24 protein-coding genes are annotated in these 26,205 nt (G+C 69.9%); 15 read left to right on the plus strand and 9 right to left on the minus strand.

Annotation, left to right across the window (positions count from 1 at the left end; all coding sequences use genetic code 11):
• Positions 1-17: 17 nt before the first annotated feature.
• From DELCS14_RS28805 to DELCS14_RS28815, 3 genes are all read left to right on the plus strand, one after another.
• A complete protein-coding gene (locus DELCS14_RS28805) occupies positions 18-1,679 on the plus strand; it encodes a DUF4139 domain-containing protein (protein ID WP_013804724.1) in 1,662 nt (553 codons plus the stop codon).
• Between the two features lie 130 nt (positions 1,680-1,809).
• Positions 1,810-2,310 (plus strand): phosphatidylglycerophosphatase A, encoded by a 501-nt coding sequence (locus tag DELCS14_RS28810; RefSeq protein ID WP_172642973.1) that lies wholly within the window; start codon positions 1,810-1,812, stop codon positions 2,308-2,310.
• A 10-nt stretch (positions 2,311-2,320) separates the two neighbouring features.
• The gene (locus tag DELCS14_RS28815) at positions 2,321-2,812 is read left to right on the plus strand and encodes a CinA family protein (protein WP_013804726.1); all 492 of its coding nucleotides are present in this window, start codon (positions 2,321-2,323) and stop codon (positions 2,810-2,812) included.
• Here the strand turns inward: DELCS14_RS28815 and DELCS14_RS28820 are convergent.
• The 4 genes from DELCS14_RS28820 to DELCS14_RS28835 all read right to left on the minus strand — a co-directional run bounded on the left by DELCS14_RS28820 (position 2,793) and on the right by DELCS14_RS28835 (position 6,992).
• A complete protein-coding gene (locus tag DELCS14_RS28820) occupies positions 2,793-3,107 on the minus strand; it encodes a helix-turn-helix domain-containing protein (protein WP_012202639.1) in 315 nt (104 codons plus the stop codon). The two genes, DELCS14_RS28815 and DELCS14_RS28820, sit on opposite strands and share 20 nt — an antisense overlap.
• Positions 3,108-3,140: 33 nt before the next feature.
• Complete coding sequence (locus DELCS14_RS28825) at positions 3,141-3,965, minus strand: UPF0149 family protein (protein ID WP_013804727.1); 825 nt, start codon at positions 3,963-3,965, stop codon at positions 3,141-3,143.
• A 270-nt stretch (positions 3,966-4,235) separates the two neighbouring features.
• Positions 4,236-5,378, minus strand: a complete 1,143-nt coding sequence (locus tag DELCS14_RS28830; RefSeq protein WP_013804728.1) for an acyl-CoA dehydrogenase family protein — start codon at positions 5,376-5,378, stop codon at positions 4,236-4,238.
• A gap of 48 nt (positions 5,379-5,426) precedes the next feature.
• A complete protein-coding gene (locus DELCS14_RS28835) occupies positions 5,427-6,992 on the minus strand; it encodes an AMP-binding protein (RefSeq protein WP_013804729.1) in 1,566 nt (521 codons plus the stop codon).
• Positions 6,993-7,155: 163 nt separating this feature from the next.
• Here DELCS14_RS28835 and DELCS14_RS28840 point away from each other — a divergent pair, with 163 nt between their 5' ends.
• From DELCS14_RS28840 to DELCS14_RS28855, 4 genes are read left to right on the plus strand one after another with little or no spacing between them, the layout of a single operon-like run.
• Entirely contained in the window at positions 7,156-8,334 is a 1,179-nt protein-coding gene (locus tag DELCS14_RS28840; RefSeq protein ID WP_013804730.1) for a thiolase family protein, read from the plus strand.
• Positions 8,335-8,356: 22 nt separating this feature from the next.
• Positions 8,357-9,136 carry an SDR family NAD(P)-dependent oxidoreductase gene (locus tag DELCS14_RS28845; protein WP_013804731.1) on the plus strand — a complete coding sequence of 260 codons (780 nt, stop codon included), beginning with the start codon at positions 8,357-8,359 and terminating at the stop codon, positions 9,134-9,136.
• 40 nt (positions 9,137-9,176) lie between these two features.
• Positions 9,177-10,139, plus strand: coding sequence for a tripartite tricarboxylate transporter substrate binding protein (locus tag DELCS14_RS28850; RefSeq protein WP_013804732.1), 963 nt, complete (start codon positions 9,177-9,179; stop codon positions 10,137-10,139).
• A 21-nt stretch (positions 10,140-10,160) separates the two neighbouring features.
• On the plus strand, positions 10,161-11,294 hold the full coding sequence (locus tag DELCS14_RS28855) for a CaiB/BaiF CoA-transferase family protein (RefSeq protein WP_013804733.1): 1,134 nt from the start codon (positions 10,161-10,163) through the stop codon (positions 11,292-11,294).
• A 1-nt stretch (position 11,295) separates the two neighbouring features.
• Here the strand turns inward: DELCS14_RS28855 and DELCS14_RS28860 are convergent, their stop codons facing one another.
• Positions 11,296-12,078, minus strand: coding sequence for a helix-turn-helix domain-containing protein (locus DELCS14_RS28860; protein ID WP_012202623.1), 783 nt, complete (start codon positions 12,076-12,078; stop codon positions 11,296-11,298).
• 194 nt (positions 12,079-12,272) lie between these two features.
• Here DELCS14_RS28860 and DELCS14_RS28865 point away from each other — a divergent pair, with 194 nt between their 5' ends.
• Positions 12,273-13,097, plus strand: coding sequence for a hypothetical protein (locus DELCS14_RS28865; protein WP_013804734.1), 825 nt, complete (start codon positions 12,273-12,275; stop codon positions 13,095-13,097).
• A gap of 74 nt (positions 13,098-13,171) precedes the next feature.
• Here the strand turns inward: DELCS14_RS28865 and DELCS14_RS28870 are convergent, their stop codons facing one another.
• Positions 13,172-13,996: an IclR family transcriptional regulator gene (locus DELCS14_RS28870; RefSeq protein WP_013804735.1), complete on the minus strand. Its 825-nt coding sequence runs from the start codon at positions 13,994-13,996 to the stop codon at positions 13,172-13,174.
• Between the two features lie 160 nt (positions 13,997-14,156).
• Here DELCS14_RS28870 and DELCS14_RS28875 point away from each other — a divergent pair, with 160 nt between their 5' ends.
• The 6 genes from DELCS14_RS28875 (at position 14,157) to DELCS14_RS28900 (ending at position 22,670) form a co-directional block, all read left to right on the plus strand.
• Entirely contained in the window at positions 14,157-15,137 is a 981-nt protein-coding gene (locus DELCS14_RS28875; protein ID WP_013804736.1) for a tripartite tricarboxylate transporter substrate binding protein, read from the plus strand.
• Between the two features lie 27 nt (positions 15,138-15,164).
• Complete coding sequence (locus tag DELCS14_RS28880) at positions 15,165-17,561, plus strand: cytochrome P450/oxidoreductase (protein ID WP_013804737.1); 2,397 nt, start codon at positions 15,165-15,167, stop codon at positions 17,559-17,561.
• A 417-nt stretch (positions 17,562-17,978) separates the two neighbouring features.
• A complete protein-coding gene (locus DELCS14_RS28885; RefSeq protein ID WP_013804738.1) occupies positions 17,979-18,530 on the plus strand; it encodes a GNAT family N-acetyltransferase in 552 nt (183 codons plus the stop codon).
• Between the two features lie 87 nt (positions 18,531-18,617).
• The gene (locus DELCS14_RS28890; protein ID WP_013804739.1) at positions 18,618-19,139 is read left to right on the plus strand and encodes a sigma-70 family RNA polymerase sigma factor; all 522 of its coding nucleotides are present in this window, start codon (positions 18,618-18,620) and stop codon (positions 19,137-19,139) included.
• A complete protein-coding gene (locus DELCS14_RS28895; RefSeq protein WP_013804740.1) occupies positions 19,136-20,107 on the plus strand; it encodes a FecR domain-containing protein in 972 nt (323 codons plus the stop codon). The genes DELCS14_RS28890 and DELCS14_RS28895 overlap by 4 nt, the downstream gene beginning before the upstream one ends.
• Positions 20,108-20,213: 106 nt before the next feature.
• The gene (locus DELCS14_RS28900) at positions 20,214-22,670 is read left to right on the plus strand and encodes a TonB-dependent siderophore receptor (RefSeq protein ID WP_013804741.1); all 2,457 of its coding nucleotides are present in this window, start codon (positions 20,214-20,216) and stop codon (positions 22,668-22,670) included.
• A gap of 61 nt (positions 22,671-22,731) precedes the next feature.
• Here DELCS14_RS28900 and sugE read toward each other — a convergent pair whose 3' ends face one another.
• The 3 genes from sugE to DELCS14_RS28915 all read right to left on the minus strand — a co-directional run bounded on the left by sugE (position 22,732) and on the right by DELCS14_RS28915 (position 25,005).
• Entirely contained in the window at positions 22,732-23,049 is a 318-nt protein-coding gene (gene sugE / locus DELCS14_RS28905; protein ID WP_013804742.1) for a quaternary ammonium compound efflux SMR transporter SugE, read from the minus strand.
• A 190-nt stretch (positions 23,050-23,239) separates the two neighbouring features.
• The gene (locus DELCS14_RS28910; RefSeq protein ID WP_012202616.1) at positions 23,240-23,728 is read right to left on the minus strand and encodes a putative toxin-antitoxin system toxin component, PIN family; all 489 of its coding nucleotides are present in this window, start codon (positions 23,726-23,728) and stop codon (positions 23,240-23,242) included.
• Positions 23,725-25,005 carry a THUMP domain-containing protein gene (locus DELCS14_RS28915; protein ID WP_013804743.1) on the minus strand — a complete coding sequence of 427 codons (1,281 nt, stop codon included), beginning with the start codon at positions 25,003-25,005 and terminating at the stop codon, positions 23,725-23,727. The genes DELCS14_RS28910 and DELCS14_RS28915 overlap by 4 nt, the downstream gene beginning before the upstream one ends.
• A gap of 115 nt (positions 25,006-25,120) precedes the next feature.
• On the opposite strand from DELCS14_RS28915, the gene DELCS14_RS28920 reads away from it, so the two are divergent.
• A complete protein-coding gene (locus DELCS14_RS28920) occupies positions 25,121-26,194 on the plus strand; it encodes an ornithine cyclodeaminase (RefSeq protein WP_013804744.1) in 1,074 nt (357 codons plus the stop codon).
• The last annotated feature ends 11 nt before the right edge of the window (positions 26,195-26,205 follow it).

Genomic DNA, 26,205 nt, shown 5'->3' on the forward strand with positions numbered 1-26,205 from the left:
TCCGAGAAGGACTGCCCATGGTTCAACGCTCCGCCCTGCCCGCCCTGCCCGCCCTCTCTGCCCTGGCCGCCGCCTGCTTCCTGCTGGCAGGCACCCCGGTCCAGGCCCAGGCACAAGCCCAGGAAGCCACCATCGCCCGCGCCCCCATCGCGCGCGTCACCCTGTATGCGGGCGTGGCCTCGGTGGAGCGCACGGCGCGCATCACGGCCGCCACGCGCCAGCTGGTGTTCGAGTGCCTGCCCGGCTCCATCGACCCGCAGAGCCTGCAGGTCAGCGCCGATGCCGGCGTGCGCCTGGGCGACTACAAGCTGCAGTCGCAGCCGCGCGAACTGGCCTCCAAGGCCTGCGCCAGCCCGCTGGAGCAGCAGATCCGCACGCTGGAAGACCAGCTGGCCGCGCTGGAGGCCGACGAGTCCGCTGCCAAGCTCGTGGGCGACTACCTGCAGGGCCTGGCCAAGCCCGGCGATGACGCCAAAGCCCCCGCCCTGCCCGCCGCCAGCCAGCTGGGCGCCGCCACCGAGGCGCTGCGCACCACCAGCCGTGGCAACACGCTGCGCGCCCACCAGATCCTGCGGCAAAAGCAGGCGCTGCAGGAGCAACTCAGGCCGCTGCAGCTCGAACGCGACCGCACGGGCGCAGGCAACGCCCAGGTGATGAAGGTCACCGTGCAACTGGCCAGCCCGGCCGATGCCAATGTGCAGCTCACCTACCAGGTGCGCGGCCCGAGCTGGCAGCCAACCTACCGCGCCCAGCTGGACCCGGCCAAGGGCACGGTGGCCATCGAACGCCTGGCCCTGGTGGCCCAGAACAGCGGCGAGGACTGGAGCCAGGTGCAGCTGCTGCTGTCCACCGGCCAGCCTTCGCGCAGCACGCAGGCGCGCCTACCCAATCCCTGGACGCTGGATGTGGAACGGCCCCGCCCCGTGGCCGCCATGGCCCCTCCGCCAGCGCCGGCCCCGGCGGCCCCTGCGATGATGCTGGAGCGCGCCCGCAAGCCCGGGGCGGCCAGCGAGGCCGCCGAGCTGCCGGTGCTCGATGTCGCCAGCCTCAACACCGCCTACGCCACGCAGTTCTCCGTGCCCTACCGCATCAGCGTGCCCTCCAGCAGCGAGCGCGTGACCCTGGCCCTGGGCTCGCAGAACCTGCCGGCCACCCTGCTCACGCGCACGGCGCCCGCCGTGGAAGAGGCCGCCTACCTGGTGGCCCAGCTGGCCGTGCCGGCCGGTGTCTGGCCCGCAGGCCCCGTGGCCCTGTTCCGCGATGGCGCCTTCGCCGGCCAGGGCCGGCTGGACTTCGGCAACGCCGCCGCGCTGGCCCAGGGCCTGTCCTTCGGCCGTGACGACAAGGTGGTGGTGCGCAACCTGCCCGTGGACTCGGCCACGGGCAGCGGCGGCCTGCTCAGCAGCAGCACCGAACGCCAGGTCACGCGGCGCTTCCAGGTGGACAACCGCCATGACCACGCCATCGAGCTGCAGGTGGTGGACGCCGCACCCGTCTCGCGCAACGAGCAGATCCGCGTGCAGTCCCAATACAGCCCGCAGCCGGCCACCACGCGCTGGAACGACCGCAACGGCATGATCGCCTGGCAGCAGCCGCTGGCCGCTGGCGCCAGCGCCAGCTTCGAGGCCCGCCACCAGATCCGCCATCCGCAGGATCTGGCGGTCGAAGAGCGTCAGTGAAGCACCAGGGCCGCGCTTATGATCTCGCCCCATGAGTGACGCGCCGCTGCGGCCGGAGGTTTCCGGCGATCCTGCTACCCCCACCTTTGCCTCTGCGGCGCGCCCACCGGAAGGCCCGCCGCAGGGCGGCATGGCTCGCCCCACGCTGGAATTCATGATGTCCCACCCGGCCCACTTCATCGCCATGGGGCTGGGCTCGGGGCTGGGGCGCATCGCGCCCGGCACCGTGGGTACGCTGTGGGCCTGGCTGTCCTTCCTGCTGCTGCAGCACTGGTTCACGCCCCAGCAGATCGGCCTGCTGATCGCGGGCAGCATTCCCCTGGGCTGGTGGGCCTGCACGGTCACGGCGCGCCACATGCGCGTGGCCGACCCGGGCAACCTGGTCTGGGACGAGATCGTGGCCTTCTGGCTGGTGCTGTGGCTGGTCATGCCCACGGGCTTCTGGGGCCAGCTCATCGCCTTTGGGCTGTTTCGCTTCTTCGATGCCGCCAAGCCCCAGCCCGTCAAATGGGCCGACCGGGGCTTCAAGGGCTTCGGCTGGCGCGGCGGCTGGGGGATCATGTTCGACGATCTGGTGGCCGCCTTCTGCACGCTGCTGGTCATCGCGCTATGGCGCCATTTCATCGGCTGAAGGAGCTGGCATGAGCGCATCCAACGAACTCGTCGAAACCCTGGCAGGCCTGCTGCTGCAGCGCGGCTGGATGCTGGCCACGGCCGAAAGCTGCACGGGCGGCATGATCGCTGCGGCCTGCACGGACCGCGCCGGCTCCAGCGAATGGTTCGAGCGCGGCCTTGTCAGCTACTCCAACGCGGCCAAGCACGACCTGCTGGGCGTGCCCGAGGCGCTGATCGCCGAGCACGGCGCCGTGAGCGAGCCCGTGGCGCGCGCCATGGCCGAAGGCGCCATCGCCCACTCACGCGCGCAGTGCAGCGTGGCCGTGACAGGCGTGGCCGGGCCGGGCGGCGGCAGCGCCGCCAAGCCCGTGGGCACGGTCTGGTTCGGCTGGAACGTGTACGGCACCACGCACAGCGAATGCGTGCGCTTTGACGGTGACCGCGCCGCCGTGCGCCAGGCCACCGTGGCACACGCCTTGCAGCGCCTCAATGCGCTGATCAGCGCAAGGCTTTTATGAGCCTGTGCGCGATCTCCTGCAGCGGTGCAGGCAGGGCGCGGTAGCTTTCCAGCAGGCGCTGCTCGTCCACGGGCAGCGGCGCGTTGTCGTCTTCCAGGCCGGCCGTCAGCTCCAGCGCCGTGGTCTGCAGCGCCAGGGCCACGCGGGCCAGGGTGTCGTTCTTGAGGGTGCGGATGGCCCCCGATTCGATCTGCGACACGGCCGAGGCCGTGATGCCTGCGGCCTCGGCCAGCCGGCCCTGGGTCATGCCCAGTTCGGCGCGGCGGGCGCGTATGCGTTCACCGATATGTCTCATGGCCCGTGCATCCAAAGCCTGTGGCGCGGGCGCTCAGGCGCCGTGGCACTTCTTGAACTTCTTGCCGCTGCCGCAGGGGCAGGGGTCATTGCGGCCCGGCTGCTCGCCCTTGACGATGGTTTCCTGGCGCGGGCCCATGCTCTTCCAGATCTGGCGCAGGTCGTACAGCGCCCAGATGGCCTCGCCGAACTGCTCCACGCGCTCCTGGCTGGTGCTGGCGGGGCCGTCCTCGTCGTACATGCAGACTTCGGGCTTGCCGGTGTCGTCCTCGGTCAGGGCCACGACGGCGTTGAGCGCCTCGTTGAGCCAGCCGGCGGCTTCCTTGTCGCGCGGGGCGGCCCATTCCTCGGCCCAGTTCTCGACCACGAACATGAAGCCCAGCGCCCAGATCTGGCCGAACGAGGGAATCTCGCCGTCATCGGGACGCTCTTCCTCGGGCAGCGACAGGATGGCGCCGCGCATGTCCATTGCCTCGGGCTGGAAGGTGCGGTCGTCTTCCAGCGTCTTCACGTCTGCGTCCAGCTGGGTGCGGATCTCGTCCATGCGCAGGCCCACCAGCTCCAGAAAGCGCGCCTGCTGCGCCGCGTCCTTGAACACTTCCATCAGAGGCAGCGGCTGGCCCTCGGCCACCTCCAGCGTGCCGCCGTCGCCCAGCAGCATGGGCAGCCACTCGGCGGCCGGCACCTCGCGGCGCGTGCAGATCAGCGCCGTCAGGAAACCGTCGCAGAACTCCCACTGCGGAATCTCCTCGCCGCGCGTGCGCAGCTCGTCGAGCAGATCGTCGAGTTCCTCCAGCGCCTCGGGCGTCAGGGCAGGCTCGTCGGGCAGGGCGGTGGCTTCGTGGGCGTCGTTGGACATGGCGGAATCTCTAGGGAAAACAGGGGGAAGGAACCGGCCACGGCCAGCCCCTCGAATGAATGGCCCGCAGTGTAGCCGCGCCGCCATGTCCGTGGCGTCCGGTCGGAACTTGCCCCCGAAAGCCCAGCCGCCCCGATCGCCCGTGACCCCTGAGACGGGCGCGGCCCCAAGCCAGGGGCGCCGAGCAAGAGCCGCCTCGCGGCGATGGCGCCGTCCCCCTCCCTCGCGAAGCGAGTAGAGAGGGGGAAGCCGCGCAGCGGCTCAGGGGGTTCAAAGAGTCCTGGCGATGATCTCCTTCATGATCTCGTCGCTCCCCCCGTAGATCCGCCCTATGCGCGCATCGGTCCAGGCGCGGCCGATCTGGTATTCGGTCATGTAGCCGTAGCCGCCATGCAGTTGCAGGAATTCGTCGAGCAGGCGATTTTGCAGCGCCGTGGCATTGAGCTTGACCATGGCGGCGCGGTCGGGGGCGAGAGCGCGGCGCAGGTGCAGGGCGATGCAGTCGTCCACGAAGACGCGCAGCATGGTGGCCTGGGCCTTGGCCTCGGCCAGCTTGAAGCGCGTGTTCTGGAAGTCGAACACCGGCTGGCCGAAGGCCTTGCGCTCGCGCGTGTAGGCAATGGTCTTGTGCAAAAAGGCCTCGATGGAGGCGGCCGCGCGCACGGCCACCACCAGGCGCTCCTGGGCCAGTTCGTGCATGAGGTACTTGAAGCCCGCGTTCTCCTCGCCCAGCAGGTGGTCGGCCGGCACGCGCACGTTGTCGAAGAACAGCTCCGAGGTGTCCTGCGCCATGAGGCCGATCTTCTCGAGCTTGCGGCCCTTGGAGAAGCCTGGCATGCCGTCCTCGACCACGATCAGGGACACGCCCTTGGCGCCCATCTCGGGCGCGGTCTTGGCGACGACGATGACCAGCTCCGAATTGATGCCGTTGGTGATGAAGGTCTTCTGGCCGTTGAGCACGTAGTGGTCGCCCTCGCGCCGCGCCGTGGTGCGCACGGACTTGAGGTCGCTGCCCGCGCCGGGCTCGGTCATGGCGATGGCGCCGATCAGCTCGCCTGCGGCCATGCGCGGCAGCCAGCGGTCTTTCTGGGCCTTGCTGCCATAGGCATGGATGTAGGGCGCGACGATGTCCGAATGCAGCGGAAAGCCCAGCCCGCTGGCGCCCGTGCGCGCGATCTCCTCCAGCAGCACGGCCGCATGGCCGAAGTCGCCGCCGCCGCCGTAGGGCTCGGGCAGCATGGGGTTGAGCAGGCCTTCGCGCCCGGCCTTGCGCCAGACCTCCTTGGGCACGATGCCCTGGCGCTCCCATTCGGCATGGTGGGGCACGATTTCGCGCTCGAAGAAGCGGCGGGCCTGCTCGCGGAACTGTTCATGGTCTTCGCGGTAGACGGAGCGCTCGGTCAGGTCTTGCATGGGTCGGTATCCGGTGGTTGTCGGTGAGGAAAGACGGTGAAGGGCCGTTCAGGCGCTGCGCAGGTTGAAGCCCGCGTGGGGCTGCTCGCGCAGCCTGTCCTTGAGCACGCGGCGCAGCAGCTTGCCCGTGGGCAGGCGCGGCAGCTCGTCCACGAACTGCAGGCGCTGTGGGCGCTTGAGGCGCGACAGCGTGGCGCCGGCCTCGGCGACGATGGCGCGCGCCATCTCGGCGCTGGCCGCATGGCCCTGGCGCAGCACGACCACGGCCATGGGCTGCTCGCCGAAGTCGGGCTCGGGCACGCCGACCACGGCCACCTCCTGCACGGCCGGGTGCGTGGCCAGCGCGTTCTCTATCTCCTGCGGATAGAGGTTGACGCCGCCCGACAGGATGAGGTCCGCCCGCCGGTCGCTGAGAAAGAGGTAGCCCTCCTCATCCACATGGCCCAGGTCGCCATAGGTGGCCCAGCCGCGCTCGTCGATGGCCTCGCGGGTCTTGGCGGGATCGTTGAGGTAGGCGAAGGGCGCCACGTCCGAGAAGAACACGCGGCCGATCTGGCCCGCAGGCAGCTCCTGCCCGTCGTCGCCCACGATGCGCAGCCGCCCGTAGCTGGCGCGGCCCACGGAGCCTGGACGCCGGCGCCATTCGGCGGAGTTGATCAGGGTGATGCCGCAGCCTTCGGAGCCTGCGTAGTACTCCAGCAGGATGTCGCCCCACCAGTCCAGCAGCGCCTGCTTGACGGCCACCGGGCAGGGCGCGGCCGCATGGATGGCGCAGCGGTGGCTGGACAAGTCATAGCCGTGCCGCACCTCCTCGGGCAGCTGCAGCAGGCGCCCCAGCATGGTCGGCACCCACTGGCTGTGGGTGATGCGGTAGCGCTCGATCATGGCCAGCGCCTGCTGAGCGTCGAAGCGCGCCGTGATCACCACCGCGCCGCCGCCGTCCAGCGTGCGCAGGCAGTAGCGCAGCGGTGCTGCGTGGTACAGCGGCGCGGGCGAGAGGTAGACCGCGTCGGCATCAAAGCCCATGTTGCGCTGCCAGGCCAGGAATTCGGGATCGGCCTGCGTGCGGTAGAGCGCCGCCGGCAGCGCCTTCTTGATGCCCTTGGGCCGGCCCGTGGTGCCGGAGGAATACAGCAGGTCGCGCCCCAGCGGACGGCTGGACAGGTCGATGGGCGCGGGCGCCTGCGCACGCCAGGCGGCCAGGGCATCGGCCAGCGACGGCAGGCCCGTGGATGCGCAGTCTCCGTCCACCGAATGCACGGTGGCCGCCAGCGCGGCCGGCAGCTGCGCCGCCGTGGCGGCCGAGGCAAAGACATGGCGCGCCCCGCTGTCGCCCAGGATGTAGGCCACCTCGGGCGCCGTCAGGTGGGTGCTGATGACCACCGCGTACAGGCCCGCCAGGCGCGCGGCCAGCACCAGCTCCAGGATCTCCACGCGGTTTTCCATCAGCACGGCCACCGTGTCGCCGGCCGCCAGGCCCTGTCCGGCCATCCACTGCGCCACCTCGCGCGAGCGCTGCGCCAGCGCGCCCGCCGTGTGCTGCTGGCCGCTGTCGCCCATGGTCAGCGCAACGCGGTCGGGCCGGGCATCGGCCCAGCTGTGAAAGTCATGCACGCCTGTCTCCTTTGCTTTTTTTGAATCCGCCGTCTCGAATTCATCGGGTTTTCAGCAAGTATTTTTGTTTACGCTCGGTTTTTCATCCGGGAAAACGCTTTGTTCAACGCAAATTTCGAGACTTATCATTCATTTCATGAACCTCCAGTCTCATTAAATCCGCATGAACACACCCGTCATCGTCGATGCCATCCGCAGTCCCATGGCCCGGGCCAAGCCCGATGGCGCCCTGGCCCAGCTCCACCCCGTCGATCTGCTCAGCCAGGTGCTGGAGCAGCTCGTGCAGCGCAGCCGCATCGATCCCGGCGCGGTGGACGATGTGATCACCGGCTGCGTGAGCCAGGCCGGCGAGCAGGCCGGCACGCCGGGCCGTCTGGCCTGGCTGGCCGCAGGCCTGCCGGCCCATGTGCCGTCCACCACCATCGACCGCAAGTGCGGCTCCAGCCAGCAGGCCGTGCACTTTGCCGTGCAGGCCATCATGTCGGGCACGCAGGACATGGTGATCGCCTGCGGCGTGGAGTCCATGAGCCGCGTGCCCATGGGCAGCTCGCGCATGGGGCAGAACACCACGGGCGCGCGCTTCGATGCGCGCTTTGCGCCGGGGCTGGTGGGCCAGGGCGTGTCGGCCGACCTCGTGGCTGCGCGCTGGGGCCTGGGCCGCGAGGAACTGGATGCCTATGCCGCGCGATCGCACCAGCGCGCCCATGCGGCCCAGTCGGCCGGGCACTTCGAGCGCGAGATCGTGGGCATCGCCACGCCTGCCGGCCTCGTCACGGCCGACGAGACCATCCGCCCGGGCACCACGGCGCAGAAGCTGGGCGCGCTCAAGGCCGTGTTCCAGAACGACGAGCTGTCGGCGCGCTTTCCGCAGATCCGCTGGCACACCACGGCGGGCAATGCCTCGCAGATGACCGACGGCGCCAGCGCCATGCTGCTGATGAGCGAGAAGCGCGCCCAGCAACTGGGCCTGCGCCCGCGTGCGCGCTTCGTGGCGCTGGACGTGGTGGGCGACGATCCGCTGTACATGCTCACGGCCCCCATTCCCGCCACGCGGCGCGTGCTGGCCAAGGCCGGCATGCGGCTGGAGCAGATGGACCACTGCGAGATCAACGAGGCCTTCGCCTCCGTGCCGCTGGCTTGGCAAAAAGAACTGGGCGCCGACCCCGAGCGGCTGAACCCGCGCGGCGGCGCCATCGCCCTGGGGCATCCGCTGGGCGCCTCGGGCATCCGCCTGATGACCACCATGCTGCACGCGCTGGAGGACAGCGGCGCGCGCTATGGCCTGCAATCCATGTGCGAGGCCGGCGGCATGGCCAACGCCACCATCATCGAACGCCTGTAAGCCAGGCACCGGAGACACATCCATGCAACTGCAAGAGAACATGACGGCCCTGGTGACGGGCGGCGTATCGGGCCTGGGCGAGGCATCGGCCCAGGCACTGCTGGAGCGCGGCCTGAACGTGGTGGTGGTGGACCTGAACGAGGACCGCGGCGCGGCCATGGTGGACGCCGCCCGCCAGCGCCACGGCAGCCGCCTGCGCTTCGTGAAGGCCGACGTGGCCGACGCCGACCAGATGGCCGCCGCCATTGCCGCCGCCGAGGACTTCGGCGAGTTCCGCGCCCTGGTGCACTGCGCGGGCGTGGGCGGGCCGCTGCGGCTGGTGGAAAAGGACGGCAGCCCCGGCTCGCTGGACAAGTACACGGGCATCGTGCGCGTGAACCTGATCGGCACCTTCAACACGCTGCGCCTGGCCGCCGCCAGCATGGCGCGCAACGAGCCGGTGCAAGGCGAGCGCGGCGCCTGCGTGCTCACGGCCTCGGTGGCGGGCTATGAGGGGCAGATCGGCCAGATTCCCTATGCGTCGGCCAAGGCCGGCATCATCGGCATGACCATCGTCGCCGCGCGCGACCTGGCCACGCGCATGATCCGCGTGTGCACCATTGCGCCGGGCCTGTTCGACACGCCCATCCTGGCCAAGCTGCCCGACAACATCCGCCAGTCGCTGGCCGCCTCCGTGCCCAACCCCGCACGCCTGGGCCATCCGTCCGAGTACGCGATGACCGCGCTGCACATTCTTGAAAATCCCATGCTCAATGGCGAGACGATTCGCCTGGACGGTGCCATTCGGATGAGTCCTCGCTGAGAAGCGCCCTGGCCCAGCACACGCGCGGAGAAGAAACACCATGTTCAAACGCCTCACGCTGGCCGCTGCCGCCTGGCTGTGCGCCACGGCAGCCATTGCAGCCGATGCCTGGCCCACGCGGCCCATCACCCTGGTCGTGCCGGGCGCGGCCGGGGGCTCCACCGACATTCCCGCGCGGCTGCTGGCGCTCAAGCTGGGCGAGCGGCTGGGCCAGCCCGTCATCGTGGACAACAGGCCCGGCGCGGGCGGCTCCATCGGTGCCAGCCAGGTGGCACGCGCGCAGCCGGACGGCTATACGGTGCTGGTGGGCAACACGGGCTCCAACGCCATCAACTACACGGCCTACAAGAAGCTGCCCTACAGGCCCGAGGACTTCGTGGCGCTGACGGACATGATCTCGTTCTCCAACGTGCTGGTCGTGCCCCAGGCATCGCCGGTGCGCTCGCTGGAGGATCTGCTCAAGGCCGCGCGGCAGGCGCCGGGCAAGCTGTCGTTCTCCTCGGCCGGCGTGGGCCAGACCACGCACCTCATGGGCGAACTGCTGCGCGAGCGCACGGGCGTGGACGTGGTGCATGTGCCCTACCGTGGCTCGGCACCGGCCACGGCGGCCATCGTCTCGGGAGAGACGCAGTTCATGTTCGACAACCTCACGGCCTCGCTGGTGCATATCAAGGCGGGCAAGCTGCATCCCATCGCCGTGACCGGCGCGCAGCGCGAGCCCGAGCTGCCCAACGTGCCCACCACCACCGAGCTGGGCCTGCAGGACTTCGACAAGGTCGGCTGGATGGGTTTCTTCCTGCCCGCGCAGACGCCGCCCGCCGTGGTGCGCAAGCTCACCGACGGCCTTGTCGCCGTGCTCCGGGACCCCGAGGTGGCGCGCCGCTACCGCGAGCTCGGCGGCCGCCCAGGCGGCATGCCGCAGGCGCAGTTCACCCAGCTGGTGGACAACGACCGCAAGAGCTGGGGCGCGCTGATCACCAGCCGCCAGCTGCAACTCGACTGAACCGATTTCGACGGAGACGCCATGAAGGTGCTGGACAGCGTGCGCGTGCTGGAGATTGGCGGCATCGGCCCGGGGCCGTTCTGCGCCATGCATCTGGCGGACCTGGGGGCCGATGTGGTGTCCATCGTGCGGCCCGAGGCGGAACCCGCCGCCACATCAGCAACCTCAGCCGCCTCCGCGCTGTCGCGCGGCAAGCGCTCGGTGTTCGCCGATCTCAAGTCGCCCGAAGGGCGTGACCTGGTGCTGGCCCTGGTGCGCGATGCCGATGCGCTGATCGAAGGCATGCGGCCCGGCACCATGGAGCGCCTGGGCCTGGGACCCGAGGCCTGCCAGGCCCTCAACCCGCGCCTGGTCTATGGCCGCATGACGGGCTGGGGCCAGGACGGCCCGCTGGCTCAGGCAGCTGGCCACGACAACAACTATGCCGCCGTCTCGGGCGCACTGTGGGGATGCGCGCCGGCCGATGCCCGGCCGGTCTCGCCCTTTGCCACGCTGGGCGACATCGGCGGCGGCGCCATGTACCTGATGACGGGGTTGCTGGCCGGCATCGTGCAGGCACGCGCCACGGGGCGCGGAACCGTGGTGGATGCAGCCATCGTCGATGGTGCGGCGCACATGCTCAACCTCATGCTGCATGCGCGCCAGCGCGGGCTGGTGGCCGACGAGCGCGGCCACAGCATCCACGACAGTGCGCCGTTCTACGAAACCTATGCCTGTGCCGATGGCGGCTTCATCACCGTGGGCGCCATCGAGCCGCAGTTCCATGCCCTGCTGCTGGACAGGCTGGGCCTGGCCGGTGCCGCAGCGTTCCAGGGCCCCCAGTGGGACCGCGCCGCCTGGCCGGCGCGGCGCGCGCAGCTGCAGACGCTGTTCGCCTCCCGGCCCCGCGCGCACTGGCAGCAATTGCTGGAGGGCAGCGATGCCTGCTTCGGCGCCGTGCTCAGCCCTGTGGAAGCCGCCTGCCACCCGCACCTGCAGGCGCGTGGCGTCTATCTGCAGCCCGAAGGCGGCGCCCTGCAAGCCAGCCCCGCGCCGCGCTTTGACGGCCAGGCCTATGCGCCGGGTCCTGCGAGCGCCGCAGGCTCCGATACCGCCAGCGTGCGGGAGAAGGTGAGCGCAGGGCGAGCGCAAGAGGTCTGGCGCAGCGCCCGCTGATTCACGAGAGGCTGGAAGCTCCCAGCATGCCCTCGACCAGGCGCACCAGCGTGATCAGGCGCGGCCCGGCATCGCTTTCCAGCGCGCGGCTTTGCGGGCTGTAGATGGGCAGGGAGACCGAGAACACCCAGTACTCGCCGTCCTTGGCCGTGGACATGGGCACGGCAATGGACTGGATCTCGCGGTGCAGGTCGCCGTGGCTGCGGCAAAAGCCGTGCTCGGCCAGGTCGCGCCGCGCATCGTCGAGCCGCTCGCGCAGTTGCTGGGCGCGTGCGGGATCGTCGGCCTGCAGTTCCGCGATGAAGGCCTCGCGCTCGGCCTCGGGCAGGCTCAGCAGGTAGGCGCGGCCCGTGGCGGTGCGCGACAGCGAGATGTGCACGCCGATCTCGGGCAGGAAGACCTTGTTGGTCAGGCCGTTGGCCAGCTCCACCAGGCACAGCTGGCGGCCGTGGCCCACGGCCAGCTGGATCTGGCCTTCCAGATGGTTGGCCAGCTCCTGCATGTGCGGCCGCGCGAACTGGCGCATGTGCATGCGCGCCAGCACGGGCGAGGACAGGTTCAGCAGCCCCACGCCCGGCACGTACTTGGACAGGCGCTCGGAGTAGCGCATCAGGTTCAGTTCGCACAGGGTGTCGATCAGGCGGAACAGCGTGGGCTTGGGCAGGCCCGTCATGTCCATCAGTTCACGGGCGCTGAGTTCCTGGTGCTTGTTGGAAAAGCACTGGAGCACGGAGATGCCGCGCACCAGGGCGGCCACCAGCTTGCCACTGTCTTCTGTGTTCATGAATGGTTTTCGGCACTGCTAAAGATGAAACGATTGTCTCAATTTTCCGGCAGCCAAGCGGCAAATCCACCGGCCTTGCCGCAGTGCAAACCCTGGCGCCCCTGCCGGCCGGCGCAAGCGGCAAGTCCTGGCACGGCACAATTGCCGCATCCGGCTGGCGTTGCGCGCCAGCCACTCACTTTCCAGAGCCTGCCGTGTCCGAACCGTCCTCCGCCGTCCCGCCTCCCGAGCCGCCAGACTACGACGCCTTTTTGCGCGCCCATGTGCTGAGCCAGCCTCTCAGCATCCAGCGCTATGACCGGGAAGACGAAACCATCTGGGTCAAGCGCGCGGGCGCCAGCAACCCGGCATGGCGCTATCGCGCGCTGGCCCTGCTCGCCTTGTGCCTGCGCCTGCCCGTGCTGCGGCCCGTGCCCAATCCCGGCGGCCACGAAGCCATCCGCACCGAGGTACGCCGCCTGCGCCAGCTCGCGCAGCGCGGCCTGCGCGTGCCTGCCGTGCTGGCCGAGTGCGAGGACGGCTTTGCCATGCGCCACCTGGGCAGCCCCGGCGTGGAAGCGCCCTCGCTGGGCAATGCCATGGAAGCCGCCCTGCCCCGGGGGGATGGCAGCACGCTGGCGCTATGGCTGCAGGGCCTGCAGACCCTGCAGCAGGTGCATGGCAGCGGCGACTGCCTGAGCCAGGCCTTTGCGCGCAACATGGTCTGCTGTGCCGATGGCGTGATCGGCTTCATCGACTTCGAGGACGACCCTGCCGCCCACCTGCCCCTGGCGCTGTGCCGCGTGCGCGATGCCCTGTGCTACGCCCACTCCACGGCCTGGATACTGGAGCAGGCCGGCGCCATGCCGGCCGCGCGCACGGCCTGGCAGGATTTCGTGCAGTCCATGGAGCCCGAAACCCGCGCCCTGATGGCGCGCACCGTGAAACAGCTGGCCTGGGTGCGCCGCCTGCCCGAAAGCCGCCGCCTGGGCCGCGACATGCAGCGCGTGCGCATGGCCTACACGCTGGTGACGCCGTAGCGGCAGCGGGCTGCAGGCCTCAACCGGGCCTCAACCGGGCCTCAGTCGGGCCTCAGTCGGGCTTCAGTCGGGCTTCAGCCGGGCAGATGGCCCAGCGAGGCGCTGACGCGCGCCGCTTCGGCGCGCAGGGCCCGGGCCACCGCGCCCTGCGGGTCCGGGTCGAAGCCGCCGCTGGCGCCCAGCGCGCACAGCACGCCCACCACATGGCCCGTGTAGTCGTGCAGCGGCGCCGCCACGGCGCTGATGCCCGGCAGGTTGACGTCGCGCACCGAGGCGCAGCCCGCAGCGCGGATCTCGCGGCGCAGCGTGCCCAGCGGGTCCGCGCCATCGAGCAGCGCGCGCCGCGCGGCCGGCGCCTCGGCCAGCTCCCGGGCCAGCAGCGCATCCACGCGGGCATCGTCGTCCATGAAGGCGAAGAAGGCGCGCCCCGTGGCCGACCACAGCAGCGACATCACCGAGCCCACGCGCACATTGACGGTGACCGGCAGGCCCGGCTCCTCGAAGCGCACGATGGTCGGCCCCAGGTTGCCCATCACGGCCACGAAGCTGGTGACCTGCAAGGCCTCGCGCAGGTGCAATAGGGCCGGCTCGGCCAGGCGGATGGGGTCGGACTGCCGCATGGCGGCCAGGCCCACGCGCATGGCCTCGGCCGCCAGCGCGTACTGCGTGCCGCCACGGTCCTGCTCCACCAGCCCCTCGGCCATCAGGCTGGCCAGGTAGCGGTGGACCTTGGCCGGGCTTTCCTCCACCGCGCCCGCGATGGCCGTGAGGCTGGCGCGTCCGCCCAGCGTGGCCAGGGCCTTGAGCACGGCCAGGCAGGTCTCGGCGGCCTGCACGCGCTGGCGCCTTTCGCGCGGCGGCGCGGGCTCGTCAATCTCGGAGGCAACAGTGGAAGTCATGGCGGCAGGGCGGGTCTGGAAAGGCCTGTTTTAAGGGCTGGCGGGGCATTGTGCCGCAGCTTGCGGGTAATCCCGGGCGGTGTTTTTACGCAATGCGTAGAAAAATTACGCAAAACAAGATTCCATGGATTCCACCCAGGCCTCACCGGAGACAAGTCCCATGCACAAGCGCCTTTTCCTCACCACACTGGCCGCAGGCCTGCTATCGACCACCGCCCTGCCCGGCGCGCTGGCCCAGGACGGATTCCCCAGCAGGAACGTGCGCTGGATCGTTCCCTACGCGGCCGGCGGCGGCTCGGACTTCCTGGCCCGCACCATAGGCCAGGCCTGGGGCGGCCAGGTGCACCAGCCCATCGTGGTGGACAACCGCCCGGGCGGCAACACGGCCATAGGCGCCTCGGAAACCGCGCGTGCCGCCGCCGATGGCTACACCGTGCTGTCGGCCGACAACGGCACCCTGGTCTTCAATCCCGTGCTCTACAAGAGCCTCAGCTACAACCCCGCCAGGGACCTTGCGCCGGTCACGCTGATGGGCCGCTTCCCGATGATCCTGGTGGCCGGCCCCGGCATGGCAGCGGCCACGGCCAAAGACTTCCTGGCCCAGGCGCGCACCAGCAAGGACGGCGTGAACTACGCCTCGGCCGGTGCCGGCAGCCCGCACCACCTGGCCATGGAACTGCTCAGGGTGGAGGCCGGCCTGAAGCTGGTGCACGCACCCTACAAGGGCGCGGCACCGGCCCTGGGCGACGTGGCTGGCGGCCAGGTGCCCGTGATGATGGTGGACCTGGCCGCGGGCGCAGGCTTCATCAAGGGCGGCAAGGTCCGCCCGCTGGCCGTGGCCAACGCCACGCGCCTGCCCCAGTTGCCCGACGTGCCCACCTTCGCCGAGCTGGGCCTGCCCAAGGTGCAGGCCGCCGCCCTGGTGGGACTGGTGGCGCCCGCCAGGACCCCGGCCCCGGTCATCGCGGCCCTGCACCGGCAGGTCGTGGCCGCGATCAACGAGCCCGCCGTGCGCCAGAAGCTCGTGGATTTCGGCGTGGAGCCTGTGGGCAATACGCCCGAGCAGTTCGCCGCGCTGCTGGCCAGCGAAAGCACGCGCTGGCACCAGCTGATCCGCGACCAGAACATCACTTTGGATTGACCCTCCGCGCCTGCCTGCGAACCTGCCATGACTGCCTCCGCCGCCCCCGACACCGCCCCGTCCGCCTTTGCGTCCGCTTTTGCGTCCGGCTCTGCGCCAGCCTCCGCGCGCTGCCCCTTCGACCACCGCCAGCCCAGCGGCCAGACCGGCCCCACGGGCTGCCCCGTCAGCGCGGGTGCCGCGGCCTTCGACCCGTTCAGCGACGGTTACCAGCAGGACCCGCCCGAATATGTGCGCTGGGCGCGCGAGCAGGAGCCGGTGTTCTACAGCCCGCAACTGGGCTACTGGGTGGTCACGCGCTTCGACGACATCAAGGCGGTGTTCCGCGACAACATCGCCTTCAGTCCCTCGATCGCGCTGGAGAAGATCACGCCCACGGGCGAGGAGGCCAATGCCGTGCTGGCCTCCTACGGCTTCGCGCTGAACCGCACCCTGGTCAACGAGGACGAGCCCGCCCACATGCCGCGCCGCCGCGCGCTGATGGACCCGTTCACGCCCGAGGAGCTGCGCCACCACGAGCCCATGGTGCGCGAGCTGGCGCGCGCCTATGTGGACCGCTTCATCGACGACGGCCGCGCCGACCTTGTGGACCAGATGCTGTGGGAGGTGCCGCTGACCGTGGCCCTGCACTTTCTCGGCGTGCCCGAGGAGGACATGGACAGGCTGCGCGAGTACTCGATCGCCCACACCGTCAACACCTGGGGCCGGCCCCGGCCCGAGCAGCAGGTGGCCGTGGCCCATGCGGTGGGCAACTTCTGGCAGCTGGCCGGCAAGGTGCTGGCCAAGATGCGCGAGAACCCCGATGCGCCGGGCTGGATGCAATACGGCATACGCAAGCAAAAGGAGCTTCCCGAGGTCGTCACCGACTCCTACCTGCACTCCATGATGATGGCCGGCATCGTGGCCGCGCACGAGACCACGGCCAATGCCACGGCCAACGCCGTCAAGCTGCTGCTGCAGCATCCCGGCGCCTGGAAGCAGATCTGCGAGAACCCCGCGCTGATCCCCAATGCCGTGGAGGAATGCCTGCGCCACAACGGCTCGGTGGCCGCCTGGCGGCGCCTGGCCACGCGCGACGTGGTGATCGGCGGCGTGGCCGTGCCGGCGGGCTCGAAGCTGCTCATCGTGACCTCGTCGGCCAACCACGACGAGCGGCATTTCGCCGATGCCGACTTCTTCGACATCCACCGCGACAACGCCGGCGACCATCTGACCTTCGGCTATGGCTCGCACCAGTGCATGGGCAAGAACCTGGCGCGCATGGAGATGCAGATCTTCCTGGAGGAGTTCACGCGCCGCCTTCCCCACATGCGGCTGGCCGAGCAGCGGTTCACCTACGTGCCCAACACCTCGTTCCGGGGCCCCGAGCACCTGTGGGTGGAGTGGGACCCGGCCCTCAACCCCGAGCGCGCCCGTCCCGCCCTGCTGCAGGCGCGCCAGCCCGTGCGCATCGGCGAAGCCCTGCAGGGCGGCGCCAGCCGGCCCATGGTCGTGGCCGAGGCCGAGGCCGCCGCCGAAGGCGTGCTGCGCCTGCGCCTGAAGGCCGCCGATGGACACGCCCTGCCGCGCTGGACGCCGGGCTCGCACATCGACCTGCAATGCGGCGACACGGGCCTGTCACGCCAGTACTCGCTGTGCGGCGACCCGCAGGACACCGGCAGCTACGAGATTGCCGTGCTGCGCGAGGCCAACGGCCGTGGCGGCTCGGCCTGGGTGCACAAGCATCTGCACCGCGGCGCCACCGTACAGCTGCGGGGCCCGCGCAACCATTTCCCGCTGGACGAAGGCGCCAGCCACCTGATCCTGGTGGCCGGCGGCATCGGCATCACGCCCATCTCGGCCATGGCACGGCGCGCCAGGGCATTGGGCCTGTCCTATGAGATCCACTACAGCGGCCGGCGCCGCGCGGGCATGGCGCTGCTGGCACCGCTGCTGGCCGAGCATGGCGCCAGGCTGCATCTGTACGTGGCGGAGGAGGGCCGGCGCGCCGACTACGCCGCCTTGCTGGCCACGCCGCGCGCCGGAGCCCGCATCCATGCCTGCGGACCGGCGCGCCTGCTGGACGGCCTGGAGGCCGCCAGCCGCCACTGGCCCGAGGACAGCCTGCGCGTGGAGCATTTCGTCTCCACCGTGGGGGCGCTGGACCCTGCCAGGGAGCAGGGCTTCGAGGTGGAACTGCGCGCCTCGGGCCTTGTGCTGCAGGTGCGCAACGACCAGACGCTGCTGGACGCCCTGCGCAGCGCGAAGATCGAAGTGCAAAGCGACTGCCGGGAAGGGCTGTGCGGGTCCTGCGAAGTGCCCGTGCTCGACGGCGAGGTGGACCACCGCGACATGGTGCTCACGCGCGGCGAGCGCGCGGCCTGCACCAAGATGATGAGCTGCTGCTCGCGCGCCAGGAGCGGCAGGCTGGTGCTGGGCCTGTAGCCAGGGCTACAGGGCAGCCCGGCGCCCGCAAGCCCGGCGCCCAGAAACACAAAAGCCCCAAGGCCATCATCGGCAATGGGGCGATCGCATCGGTGGGCGCGCTTCAGGGCGCACCTGCCTCCAACCGGATTACTGGTTGGCGATTTCGAGCTCGGCGTTGCGGGCTTGCTGGATGAAATCGATCAGGGAATAGATTGCTTGGCGCATGGTGAACTTCCTTACTGAGACGCTCAACAATCACTGGCGGCATGCATCTCAAGTGCCGCGAATGCCGGGAAAACCCTCTAAGCGTTTACCCTAGGTCTAAGTATAAACCACTAGATCTGCCCGTGCAAAGGCACAGTTGTAAGCGCACGTCAAGATTCCGCAGAGGAGCCCAACTGCGTCCCAATGTCAGGCATGGGATGATTCAGGCTTATGACCGCGCCTTCCGCTTCTCTCGCACCCTGGCACATAGAGCCGCTGAACCCGGCCGAGGCGCCGTGGCCGCTGCTGCTGTCGGCGGATCCGTCGCGGGAGAAGGTGCGCGGCTATCTGGCGGGCTCCACCTGTTTTGCCGCGCGCGAGTCCTTCCAGCGCGAAGGCCAGCCGCCGCGTCCCGGCGGGCGCGGCGAGGTATTGGGCATGTGCGTGCTGGTGCCGCTGCGCGCCAGCGGCGATGAGGCATCGGCCCCACCCGCCTGGGAGCTGATGAACATCGCGGTCGCGGAATCGCTGCACCACCGGGGCCTGGGCACCGCCCTGCTGCGGCGTGCCATCGAATGGGCGCGCTCCCAGCGAGCGCCGCGCATCGAGGTCGGCACGGGCAGCTTCGGCGACCAGCTGGTCTTCTACCAGCGCGCGGGTTTTCGCGTGACGGGCATAGACCGGGATTTCTTCCTCAGGCACTACACCACCCAGCTGTGGGAGCGCGGCGTGCAGCACCGCGACATGCTGCGCCTGACATTGGAGCTGGGCACGGGCCGCTGAGGGCCTCGCGGGCGAGGTGAATCACGGGGAGTGAGGGCATGGCGCGATAATTGAGACGCATTCCCATCCCATCACCTGTCCCGCCGCATGCCCGCCCATCCCCTGCCGCCACCTCCCGTCGCCGTGCTCTACGCAGACCACCATGGCTGGCTGCAAGGCTGGCTGCGCCGCAAGCTGGGCGACACCGCACAGGCGCAAGACCTGACGCACGACACCTTCGTGCAACTGCTCACCACCCGCCACCTTCCACCGCTGGACAACCCGCGCGCCTACCTGACCACCATGGCCAAGCGCACGCTGTTCTCCTTCTGGCGCAGGCGCGACCTGGAGCAGGCCTACCTGGAAGCGCTGGCGGCCCAACCCGCCGTCCACCAGCCCTCGGAAGAGGAGCGCTATGCCCTCGTGCAGGCGCTGCAGGCCGTGGACCGCGTGCTGCAGTCGCTGCCACCCACCACGCGCCGCGTGCTGCTGCTCAACCAATTGCACGACATGCCCTACCGGGAGATCGCACTGCGCCTGGACATTGCCGAGATCACCGTGCGGCGCCACATGGGCCGCGCCATAGCCGCCTGCTGCGCACTGGACTGCGCAACGGCGCTGCCGCAATGAGTGCCACCTCGGCCGCCGCCCTGCGCCAGCAGGCCATCGCCTGGCTGGTGGAGTCGCGCTCGGGAGCCATGACCGAGCACCAGCGCAAGGCCCTGGACCGTTGGCGACAGGCCGACCCGGCCCACGAAGCCGCGTGGTCCCAGGTGAGCGGCTCGCTGGAGCGCGTGCTCCAACCGCTGGCGCCACACACCTCCAGCCATGCGTCAGCCGATGCAGCGCTGAACGCACTGCTGCAGCCCGACCGCCGCCGCAGGCGCATTGCGGGCGGCGCACTGGCCTTTGCGGGCGCGGCCCTGGGAGGCCTGGTGGCCCACCGATTCACGCCGCTGCCCGGCCTGCTGGCCGATGCCCATACCGCCACGGCCGAGCGGCGCAGCCTGGAGTTGGCCGACGGCAGCCGGCTGCTGCTGGACGCGCGCAGCGCCATCGATATCGACCTGGGCGCCGACCGCCGCCGCGTGCATCTGCGCCAGGGCGCGCTGATCGCGCAGGTGCCGGCCGGCAGCCCCTTCACCGTGCAGACCCGGCATGGCCAGGCCCAGGTGCCGGCAGCGCACGGCGCGCGCTTCATGGTGCGCCTGCAGGAAGAGCGCACGCAGGTGGCCGCGCTCGCGCAGGACGTGGACCTGCACACACGGCTGGGCGCACAGTCCCCGCTGCGGGCCGGCGCCAGCGCCTGGATGGACGGGGCCGCCATTTCCGAGGCCCTGGCGCGCGCCGAGGCGGCAGCGGCCTGGCAAAGCGGCATGCTGGCCGTGGACGATTGGCCGCTGGACTCGGTGGTCGAAGCCCTGCGGCCTTACCGGACCGGCCTGTTGCGCGTCGCCCCTGCCGCCTCCCGGCTGCGCGTGCTGGGCACCTTCCCGCTGGACGATACCGACCATGCGCTGCAGGCGCTGGCCAGCAGCCTGCCCATCCGCGTGACGCGCTATCGCGGCGGCTGGCTGACGCTGATCGATGCGGCCTGAGGCCCGGTCAACGCGGGGCTCCAAAAAACTGCGCCAGGGGTGATCACATCCGACCCGCTCGCGCGACATGTCCTGTGTCATCCCCCATTCTCCGGAGTCCACAAGCATGTCCCGCTCTCTTTTCGCATGGCGCCCCGTGGCCCATGCCGCAGCCCTGGCCGCCCTCATCGCCACCCTGCCCGTCCAGGCCCAGACCGCCCAGGAGGCCGCGGTAGCCTCCGGCGCCGAAGCCGCCCAGCGCCAACGCTATGACCTGCCAGCCGGGCCACTGGCCCGGACGCTGCTGGCCATTGGCCAGCACAGCGGCCGCACGCTGTCGCTGGACCCCGCCCTGGCCTCGGGCAAGCAGGCGCCGGCGATCCAGGGCAGCTACACGGCGGAGCAGGCGCTGCAGGCCGCGCTGGCCGGCAGCGGCCTGGTGCTCACGCGCGATGCCCAGGGCGTGCTCGGCGTGCGGACTGCGCCCCAGGCCAGCGCCCTGCCTGCGTCGGCAGCGCCTTTGCCGGAGCAAGGCGTCAGCCTGGCCACGGTGACCGTGTCCGGCAAGGCCCCGGGCTCGACCACGGAGGGCACGGACTCCTACACCACGGCATCGTCCAGCAGCTCCACGCGCCTGAACCTGGCTCCCCAGGAGACGCCCCAGGCGCTGACCGTGATGACGCGCCAGCGGCTGGAGGATCTGGGCACCACGCGGCTCAGCGACATGCTGGAGGCAGCGCCCGGCATCATCGTCACGCGCGACGGCCTGGGTGCCGAAAGCGACGGCTACTGGTCGCGGGGTTTCGAGATCCAGAACTACGAGATCGATGGCGTGCCCACGGCTGCGGGCCTGAACCAGTACACCCAGCACATGGCCATGTACGACCGCGTGGAGATCGTGCGCGGCGCCACGGGCCTCATCAGCGGCATGGGCAACCCCTCGGCCACCATCAACCTGATCCGCAAGCGCCCCACGGCCAGACCCCAGACGCAACTCAATGTCGATGCCGGCAGCTGGGGACGCCGAGGCGCGGGCCTGGACATCTCCCGCCCGCTGAACCAGGACGGCTCGGCCCGCGCGCGCCTGGTTGCGGACTACCAATCGGGCGATGCCTGGCTGGAGCGCTACCACCAGAACTCGCGCCTGCTGTACGGCATCGCCGAGGTCGATCTCGACGACCGGACCCTGTGGACCGTGGGCTTCAGCTACCTGCGCAACGATGTGGATGCGCCGATGCGCTCGGGCCTGCCGTCGCGGTTTCCGGACGGCAGTGCCACCCGGCTGCCCCGCGCCCTGAACGGATCGCCGAACTGGTCGTACAACAACCATGAGCAAAGCGGCTTCTTCACCTCCATCGAGCGCGAGCTGAGCGGCGGCTGGACCGGCAAGGTCGAGTACGCCTACGGCCAGGACCGCTACGACTCGGTCTACACCTACCTCAACGGCACGCTGCAGGCCGATGGCAGCGGCACCAGCCTGCTGCCCGTGCGCTTTCAGGGGCAGCCGCGCCAGCACAACCTCGACATGTACCTGACCGGCCCGCTCAAACTGTTCGGCCGCGAGCACGAGTTGATCGCCGGCCTGACGCTGTCGCGCTTCGAGGACAAGGGACCCACCTCCGGCAGCTGGCTCTACGACTACTCCGACTCGGCCGCAGGCCGCATAGACAACCTGTTCACCTATGACGGCAGCAATCCCGTGCCCGACTTCGCGACCAGCGGCCGCTTCTCCACCAGGGAGCACCAGTACGCAGGCTATCTGACCGGACGTTTCCGCATCTCCGAGCCGCTGCGCCTGATCCTGGGCAGCCGCCAGATCTACTGGGGGCGCGATACCGCCAGCACGCCGGACACCGGAGAGGCCACCACCACCCGCGCCCGGGAAAACGGCGCCTTCATCCCCTACGTGGGCGCCGTCTACGACATGACGCCTCAGTGGGCGCTGTACGCCAGCTACACCAAGATCTTCAACCCCCAGGCCTCCTGGGTGCGCGACGAGAACAATGCCACGCTGGCGCCCATGGAAGGCCGGGGACTGGAGGTCGGCATCAAGGGCAGGCACCTGGACGGCAAGCTCAACTCCAGCCTGGCCCTGTTCAACCTCAAGCAGGACAACCTGGCGGTGTGGCAGGCGCAATTCCCGGGCAGCAATGTCTACAAGGCCGAGCAGAACACCACCTCCCAGGGGCTGGAGGTGGAACTGAGCGGCGAGCTGGCGCCGGGCTGGCAGGTCTCTGCCGGCTATGCCAACACCCTGACCACGAATGCAGAGGGCCAGCGCATCAACACCATGCTGCCGCGCAACAGCGTCAAGCTGTTCAGCAGCTACCGCCTGGGCGGCGCACTACAGGGGCTGACACTGGGCGGCGGAGTGAACTGGCAAAGCGAGGTGGGCGACGCCACGGTGCGGCAGGCCAGCTATGCCGTGGTGAACCTGATGGCACGCTATGACATCGACCGGCACTGGAGTGCGTCGGTGCACCTGAACAACGCCCTGGACCGCAAGTACTTCAGCTACGCGGGCTACTACAGCCACTACGGCACGCCGCGCAATCTGATGGTGGGCGTCAAATACCGCTTCTGAACCAGGTTCTGAGCCCGGTCCCCGACCTCCTGCCGGCCTGGCCGGCAGGAAGCGGCCCCGCTCAGTCCGAAGACATCTTCATCAGCACCAGGCCCGAGACGATGAGCACGGCCGCGCCGATGCGCATGGCGCTGACCTGCTCGCCCAGGACCGTGATTCCGACCAGGAAGGCGCCCACGGCGCCGATGCCGGTCCAGATCGTGTAGGCCGTGCCCAGCGGCAGGCTGCGCATGGCCACGGCCAGCAGGCCGAAGCTGGCGATCATGGTGACGATGGTGATGGCGCTGGGCACCAGGCGCGTGAAGCCGTGCGATTGCTTCATCGAGAACGCCCAGACCACTTCGAGCAGCCCCGCCACCAACAGATAGACCCATGCCATGGAAAACTCCTTGTGGAGCCGGGTCGTCCCGGCGCATGCATGTCCCGATGTGGGGGAGGCCGTCCTCCTGGCAGAAGGGCTTGCCCCTGCTGCATGGCCGCCAGTTTAGGAGAAAGCCTTCAAGCTGGCCGCACCCAGCCTGTTGCCCCGTTGCCGCCTGGGTGGTTGCTGCACAACAGTATCCAGGGCGTCAGGCGGCCAGCGCCTCTTCCTGCTCGGCCAGCAGGATGTTGCCCACGGTGGCGCCCAGGCCGGCCACGCGCTTGCGCAGCTTGAGCACGGCCTTGTCCTTGCTGATCAGCAGCGCCTGGTGCTGGCTGGCCAGGTCCAGGAAATGCTGGTCGTCGGGGTCGGTGCAGGCAAAGCGGATGCGCGGCGCATCGGCCACGTACTCGACCGCTCCGTCAAAGGCCGAGAGCACGCCCTCGACCGTCTTGCCGTAGAAAGCCACGCGCGGCGCGATCTGGCTGTAGTGCAGCACGCGCTCGAGTTCGAGGCGCTGGGCCTGGTCGGCGATCCAGCGCATCTGTCCCTGCTCCACCAGTTCGCGGATCGGCGGAACATGCGGATCGTCGAAGATCAGCATGTCAAGGACCACATTGGTATCAAGCACTACGGGCCGGGGCAGGGGACCTTCGTAGCCGTCGTTGCACTGCGGCCAGCGCAGCACGATCTTCATGGCGCGGCGCCCTCTGCCGGGCCTTCGGCGGCCTTTCTGGGCTTGACTGCGCCACGGATCATGTCGAAGCGGAACAGCCGGCATTCGATGGGGCCGTTCCACATGGGCGTGCGACGCGCCTCCTTCAGGCGCATCTTGCCGGGCAGCTTGAGGTCGGGCGTGAGCATCCAGGCGCTCCAGCCGCTGTAGTTCTTCTTCCAGTGGGTGGCCAGCTGGCTGAAGAATTCCACGCCGTCCTCGGTCTGGGCCGTCTCGCGGCCCGCGCGCTCGACCACTTCCATGCGTTCGCCGGCGCTGCGGCCGGCCGAGCCGGCTGCGGCAATGCGCTCGCCATAGGGCGGGTTCAGCAGCATCAGGCCGGACTGCTCGCAGGGCGGCATGCGCTGCAGCGCGTCGCCACCGCGCAGTTGCACGGTCTGGCCCACGCCCGCGCGCTCGGCGTTGCGCTGGGCAAAGTCCACCATGCGGTGGGACACGTCGGAGCCATAGATGGCCACGGGGCTGTCGGGCAGGATGGCGGCCTCGGCCTCGTCCAGCATGGCTTCCCACACATGCCTCTGGAAGGGCACCAGCTTCTCGAACGCGAAGCGCCGCAGGATGCCGGCCGGAATGCGGCGTGCAATCTGCGCAGCCTCGATCAGCACCGTGCCGCTGCCGCAGCAGGGGTCGTACAGCGGCTGGGGATCGTCGCCATGCGGGTCCCAGCCCGTGGCGGCGATCATGGCCGCGGCCAGGGTTTCCTTGAGCGGCGCATCGCCCTTGTCCTCGCGCCAGCCGCGCTTGAACAGCGCCTCGCCCGAGGTGTCGATGTAGATGGTGGCCTCGTCGGTCGTCAGGTGCAGGTGCACGCGCACGTCGGGGTGGCGCGTTTCCACGTCGGGGCGCACGCCCTTCCTGTCGCGGAAGCGGTCGGCAATGGCGTCCTTGACGCGCAGCGCCGCGAAGTTGAGGCTGGTCAGCGGGCTGTGCTGGGCCGTGACCTCGATCTTGAAGCTCTCGCGCGGGGAGAACCAGATCTCCCAGGCCACTTCGCTGGCGGCGCGGTACAGGTCGTTCTCGTTGCGGTACAGGGTCTGCGACAGCTGCACCAGCACGCGCTGGGCCAGTCGGCTGTGCAGGTTCAGCAGCAGGGCGTCGCGCCACAGGCCGCGCACCATCACGCCGCCACGGCCCACCATGAGGTCGTGGCCGCTCAGGCCGGTGATCGCGTGGACCTCGTCGGCCAGAAATCCCTCAACGCCGGCGGCGCAGGGCAAAAACAGATGCAGTTGGTTCATAGCTTGGGTGCCGAGCATACGCGCACCGCGATTCCCCGCGCAGGCGCCAGCCGAAACCCGCTTGCCTGCGCTTCGGCCCGGGCCTACAGTGGAAGCAACCGCGAGGGAGAGCACCATGAAGCCTCGAACCACGCCCGTCCACACGGATTTCCTCGGCGCCACGCAGGCCGCACGCCTGGTGGCGCAGGTCGGCGTTGCCGCCTGCCTGGCCGGCCTGGCCGATGCCATCGAGGAAGACTTCGCACGCTGGCCCGATTTCGAGAAATCGGCCCGCATCGCCCACCATTCGCCCGGCGGCGTGATCGAGCTCATGCCCGTGTCCGATGCGCTCGACTACGCCTTCAAGTACGTCAACGGCCACCCGGACAACGCCGATCGGGACCTGCCCACGGTGATGGCCTTCGGCGCCCTGGCCGACGTGGCCACGGGCCTGCCGGTCTTCCTGTCCGACCTGACGCTGGCCACGGCGCTGCGCACCGCCGCCACCTCGGCGCTGGCCGCGCGCCGGCTGGCACGGCCGGGCTGCCGCAGCATGGCGCTGATCGGCGCAGGATCGCAGTCCGAATTCCAGGCCCTGGCGTTCACCCACCTGCTGGGCGTGGAACGGCTGCGCATCTTCGACATCGATGTCCAGACCATGCGCAAGCTGGTGGACAACCTGGGCCATGCGGGCATCGCGGCCCAGCGCATCACCTGCTGCGCCAGCAGCGCCGAGGCCCTGGAGGGCGCCGACATCGTGACCACGGTGACGGCCGCCAAACACCGCGCCTGCGTGATCGCCGATGCCGACGTGCGCCCGGGCACCCACATCAACGCCGTCGGCGGCGATTGCCCCGGCAAGACCGAGCTGCCTCTGGCACTGCTGCGGCGCGCGCGCATCTTCGTGGAGTTCACGCCCCAGACGCGCGTGGAAGGCGAGCTGCAGCAATTGCCCGCCGACGCGCCCGTGACCGAGCTGTGGCAGGTCATCAACGGCCAGGCGCCGGGCCGCGGGCATGACACGGAGATCACGCTGTTCGACTCCGTGGGCTTTGCGCTGGAGGACTATTCGGCCCTGCGCTGGTTGCGCGCGCTGGCCCACGACACCGGACTGATGCAGTCGATCGACCTGGTGCCTGCGCTGGCCGACCCCCGCGACCTGTACCGGCTGGTGCGCGAGGCCGGGCAGGCAGAACGCGGCTTTGGCTGACACGGGGACTG

It is taken from the genome of Delftia sp. Cs1-4 (assembly GCF_000214395.1).
GTDB lineage: Bacteria > Pseudomonadota > Gammaproteobacteria > Burkholderiales > Burkholderiaceae_C > Comamonas > Comamonas acidovorans.

What these genes read in the sequence shown, in the direction of transcription:
- DELCS14_RS28805 (WP_013804724.1), top strand. Translation starts at nt 18, where the DNA reads ATGGTTCAACGCTCCGCCCTGCCCGCCCTGCCCGCCCTCTCTGCCCTG.
- DELCS14_RS28810 (WP_172642973.1), top strand. Translation starts at nt 1,810, where the DNA reads ATGGCTCGCCCCACGCTGGAATTCATGATGTCCCACCCGGCCCACTTC.
- DELCS14_RS28815 (WP_013804726.1), top strand. Translation starts at nt 2,321, where the DNA reads ATGAGCGCATCCAACGAACTCGTCGAAACCCTGGCAGGCCTGCTGCTG.
- DELCS14_RS28820 (WP_012202639.1), bottom strand. Translation starts at nt 3,107, where the DNA reads ATGAGACATATCGGTGAACGCATACGCGCCCGCCGCGCCGAACTGGGC.
- DELCS14_RS28825 (WP_013804727.1), bottom strand. Translation starts at nt 3,965, where the DNA reads ATGTCCAACGACGCCCACGAAGCCACCGCCCTGCCCGACGAGCCTGCC.
- DELCS14_RS28830 (WP_013804728.1), bottom strand. Translation starts at nt 5,378, where the DNA reads ATGCAAGACCTGACCGAGCGCTCCGTCTACCGCGAAGACCATGAACAG.
- DELCS14_RS28840 (WP_013804730.1), top strand. Translation starts at nt 7,156, where the DNA reads ATGAACACACCCGTCATCGTCGATGCCATCCGCAGTCCCATGGCCCGG.
- DELCS14_RS28845 (WP_013804731.1), top strand. Translation starts at nt 8,357, where the DNA reads ATGCAACTGCAAGAGAACATGACGGCCCTGGTGACGGGCGGCGTATCG.
- DELCS14_RS28850 (WP_013804732.1), top strand. Translation starts at nt 9,177, where the DNA reads ATGTTCAAACGCCTCACGCTGGCCGCTGCCGCCTGGCTGTGCGCCACG.
- DELCS14_RS28855 (WP_013804733.1), top strand. Translation starts at nt 10,161, where the DNA reads ATGAAGGTGCTGGACAGCGTGCGCGTGCTGGAGATTGGCGGCATCGGC.
- DELCS14_RS28860 (WP_012202623.1), bottom strand. Translation starts at nt 12,078, where the DNA reads ATGAACACAGAAGACAGTGGCAAGCTGGTGGCCGCCCTGGTGCGCGGC.
- DELCS14_RS28870 (WP_013804735.1), bottom strand. Translation starts at nt 13,996, where the DNA reads ATGACTTCCACTGTTGCCTCCGAGATTGACGAGCCCGCGCCGCCGCGC.
- DELCS14_RS28875 (WP_013804736.1), top strand. Translation starts at nt 14,157, where the DNA reads ATGCACAAGCGCCTTTTCCTCACCACACTGGCCGCAGGCCTGCTATCG.
- DELCS14_RS28880 (WP_013804737.1), top strand. Translation starts at nt 15,165, where the DNA reads ATGACTGCCTCCGCCGCCCCCGACACCGCCCCGTCCGCCTTTGCGTCC.
- DELCS14_RS28885 (WP_013804738.1), top strand. Translation starts at nt 17,979, where the DNA reads ATGACCGCGCCTTCCGCTTCTCTCGCACCCTGGCACATAGAGCCGCTG.
- DELCS14_RS28890 (WP_013804739.1), top strand. Translation starts at nt 18,618, where the DNA reads ATGCCCGCCCATCCCCTGCCGCCACCTCCCGTCGCCGTGCTCTACGCA.
- DELCS14_RS28895 (WP_013804740.1), top strand. Translation starts at nt 19,136, where the DNA reads ATGAGTGCCACCTCGGCCGCCGCCCTGCGCCAGCAGGCCATCGCCTGG.
- DELCS14_RS28900 (WP_013804741.1), top strand. Translation starts at nt 20,214, where the DNA reads ATGTCCCGCTCTCTTTTCGCATGGCGCCCCGTGGCCCATGCCGCAGCC.
- sugE (WP_013804742.1), bottom strand. Translation starts at nt 23,049, where the DNA reads ATGGCATGGGTCTATCTGTTGGTGGCGGGGCTGCTCGAAGTGGTCTGG.
- DELCS14_RS28910 (WP_012202616.1), bottom strand. Translation starts at nt 23,728, where the DNA reads ATGAAGATCGTGCTGCGCTGGCCGCAGTGCAACGACGGCTACGAAGGT.
- DELCS14_RS28915 (WP_013804743.1), bottom strand. Translation starts at nt 25,005, where the DNA reads ATGAACCAACTGCATCTGTTTTTGCCCTGCGCCGCCGGCGTTGAGGGA.
- DELCS14_RS28920 (WP_013804744.1), top strand. Translation starts at nt 25,121, where the DNA reads ATGAAGCCTCGAACCACGCCCGTCCACACGGATTTCCTCGGCGCCACG.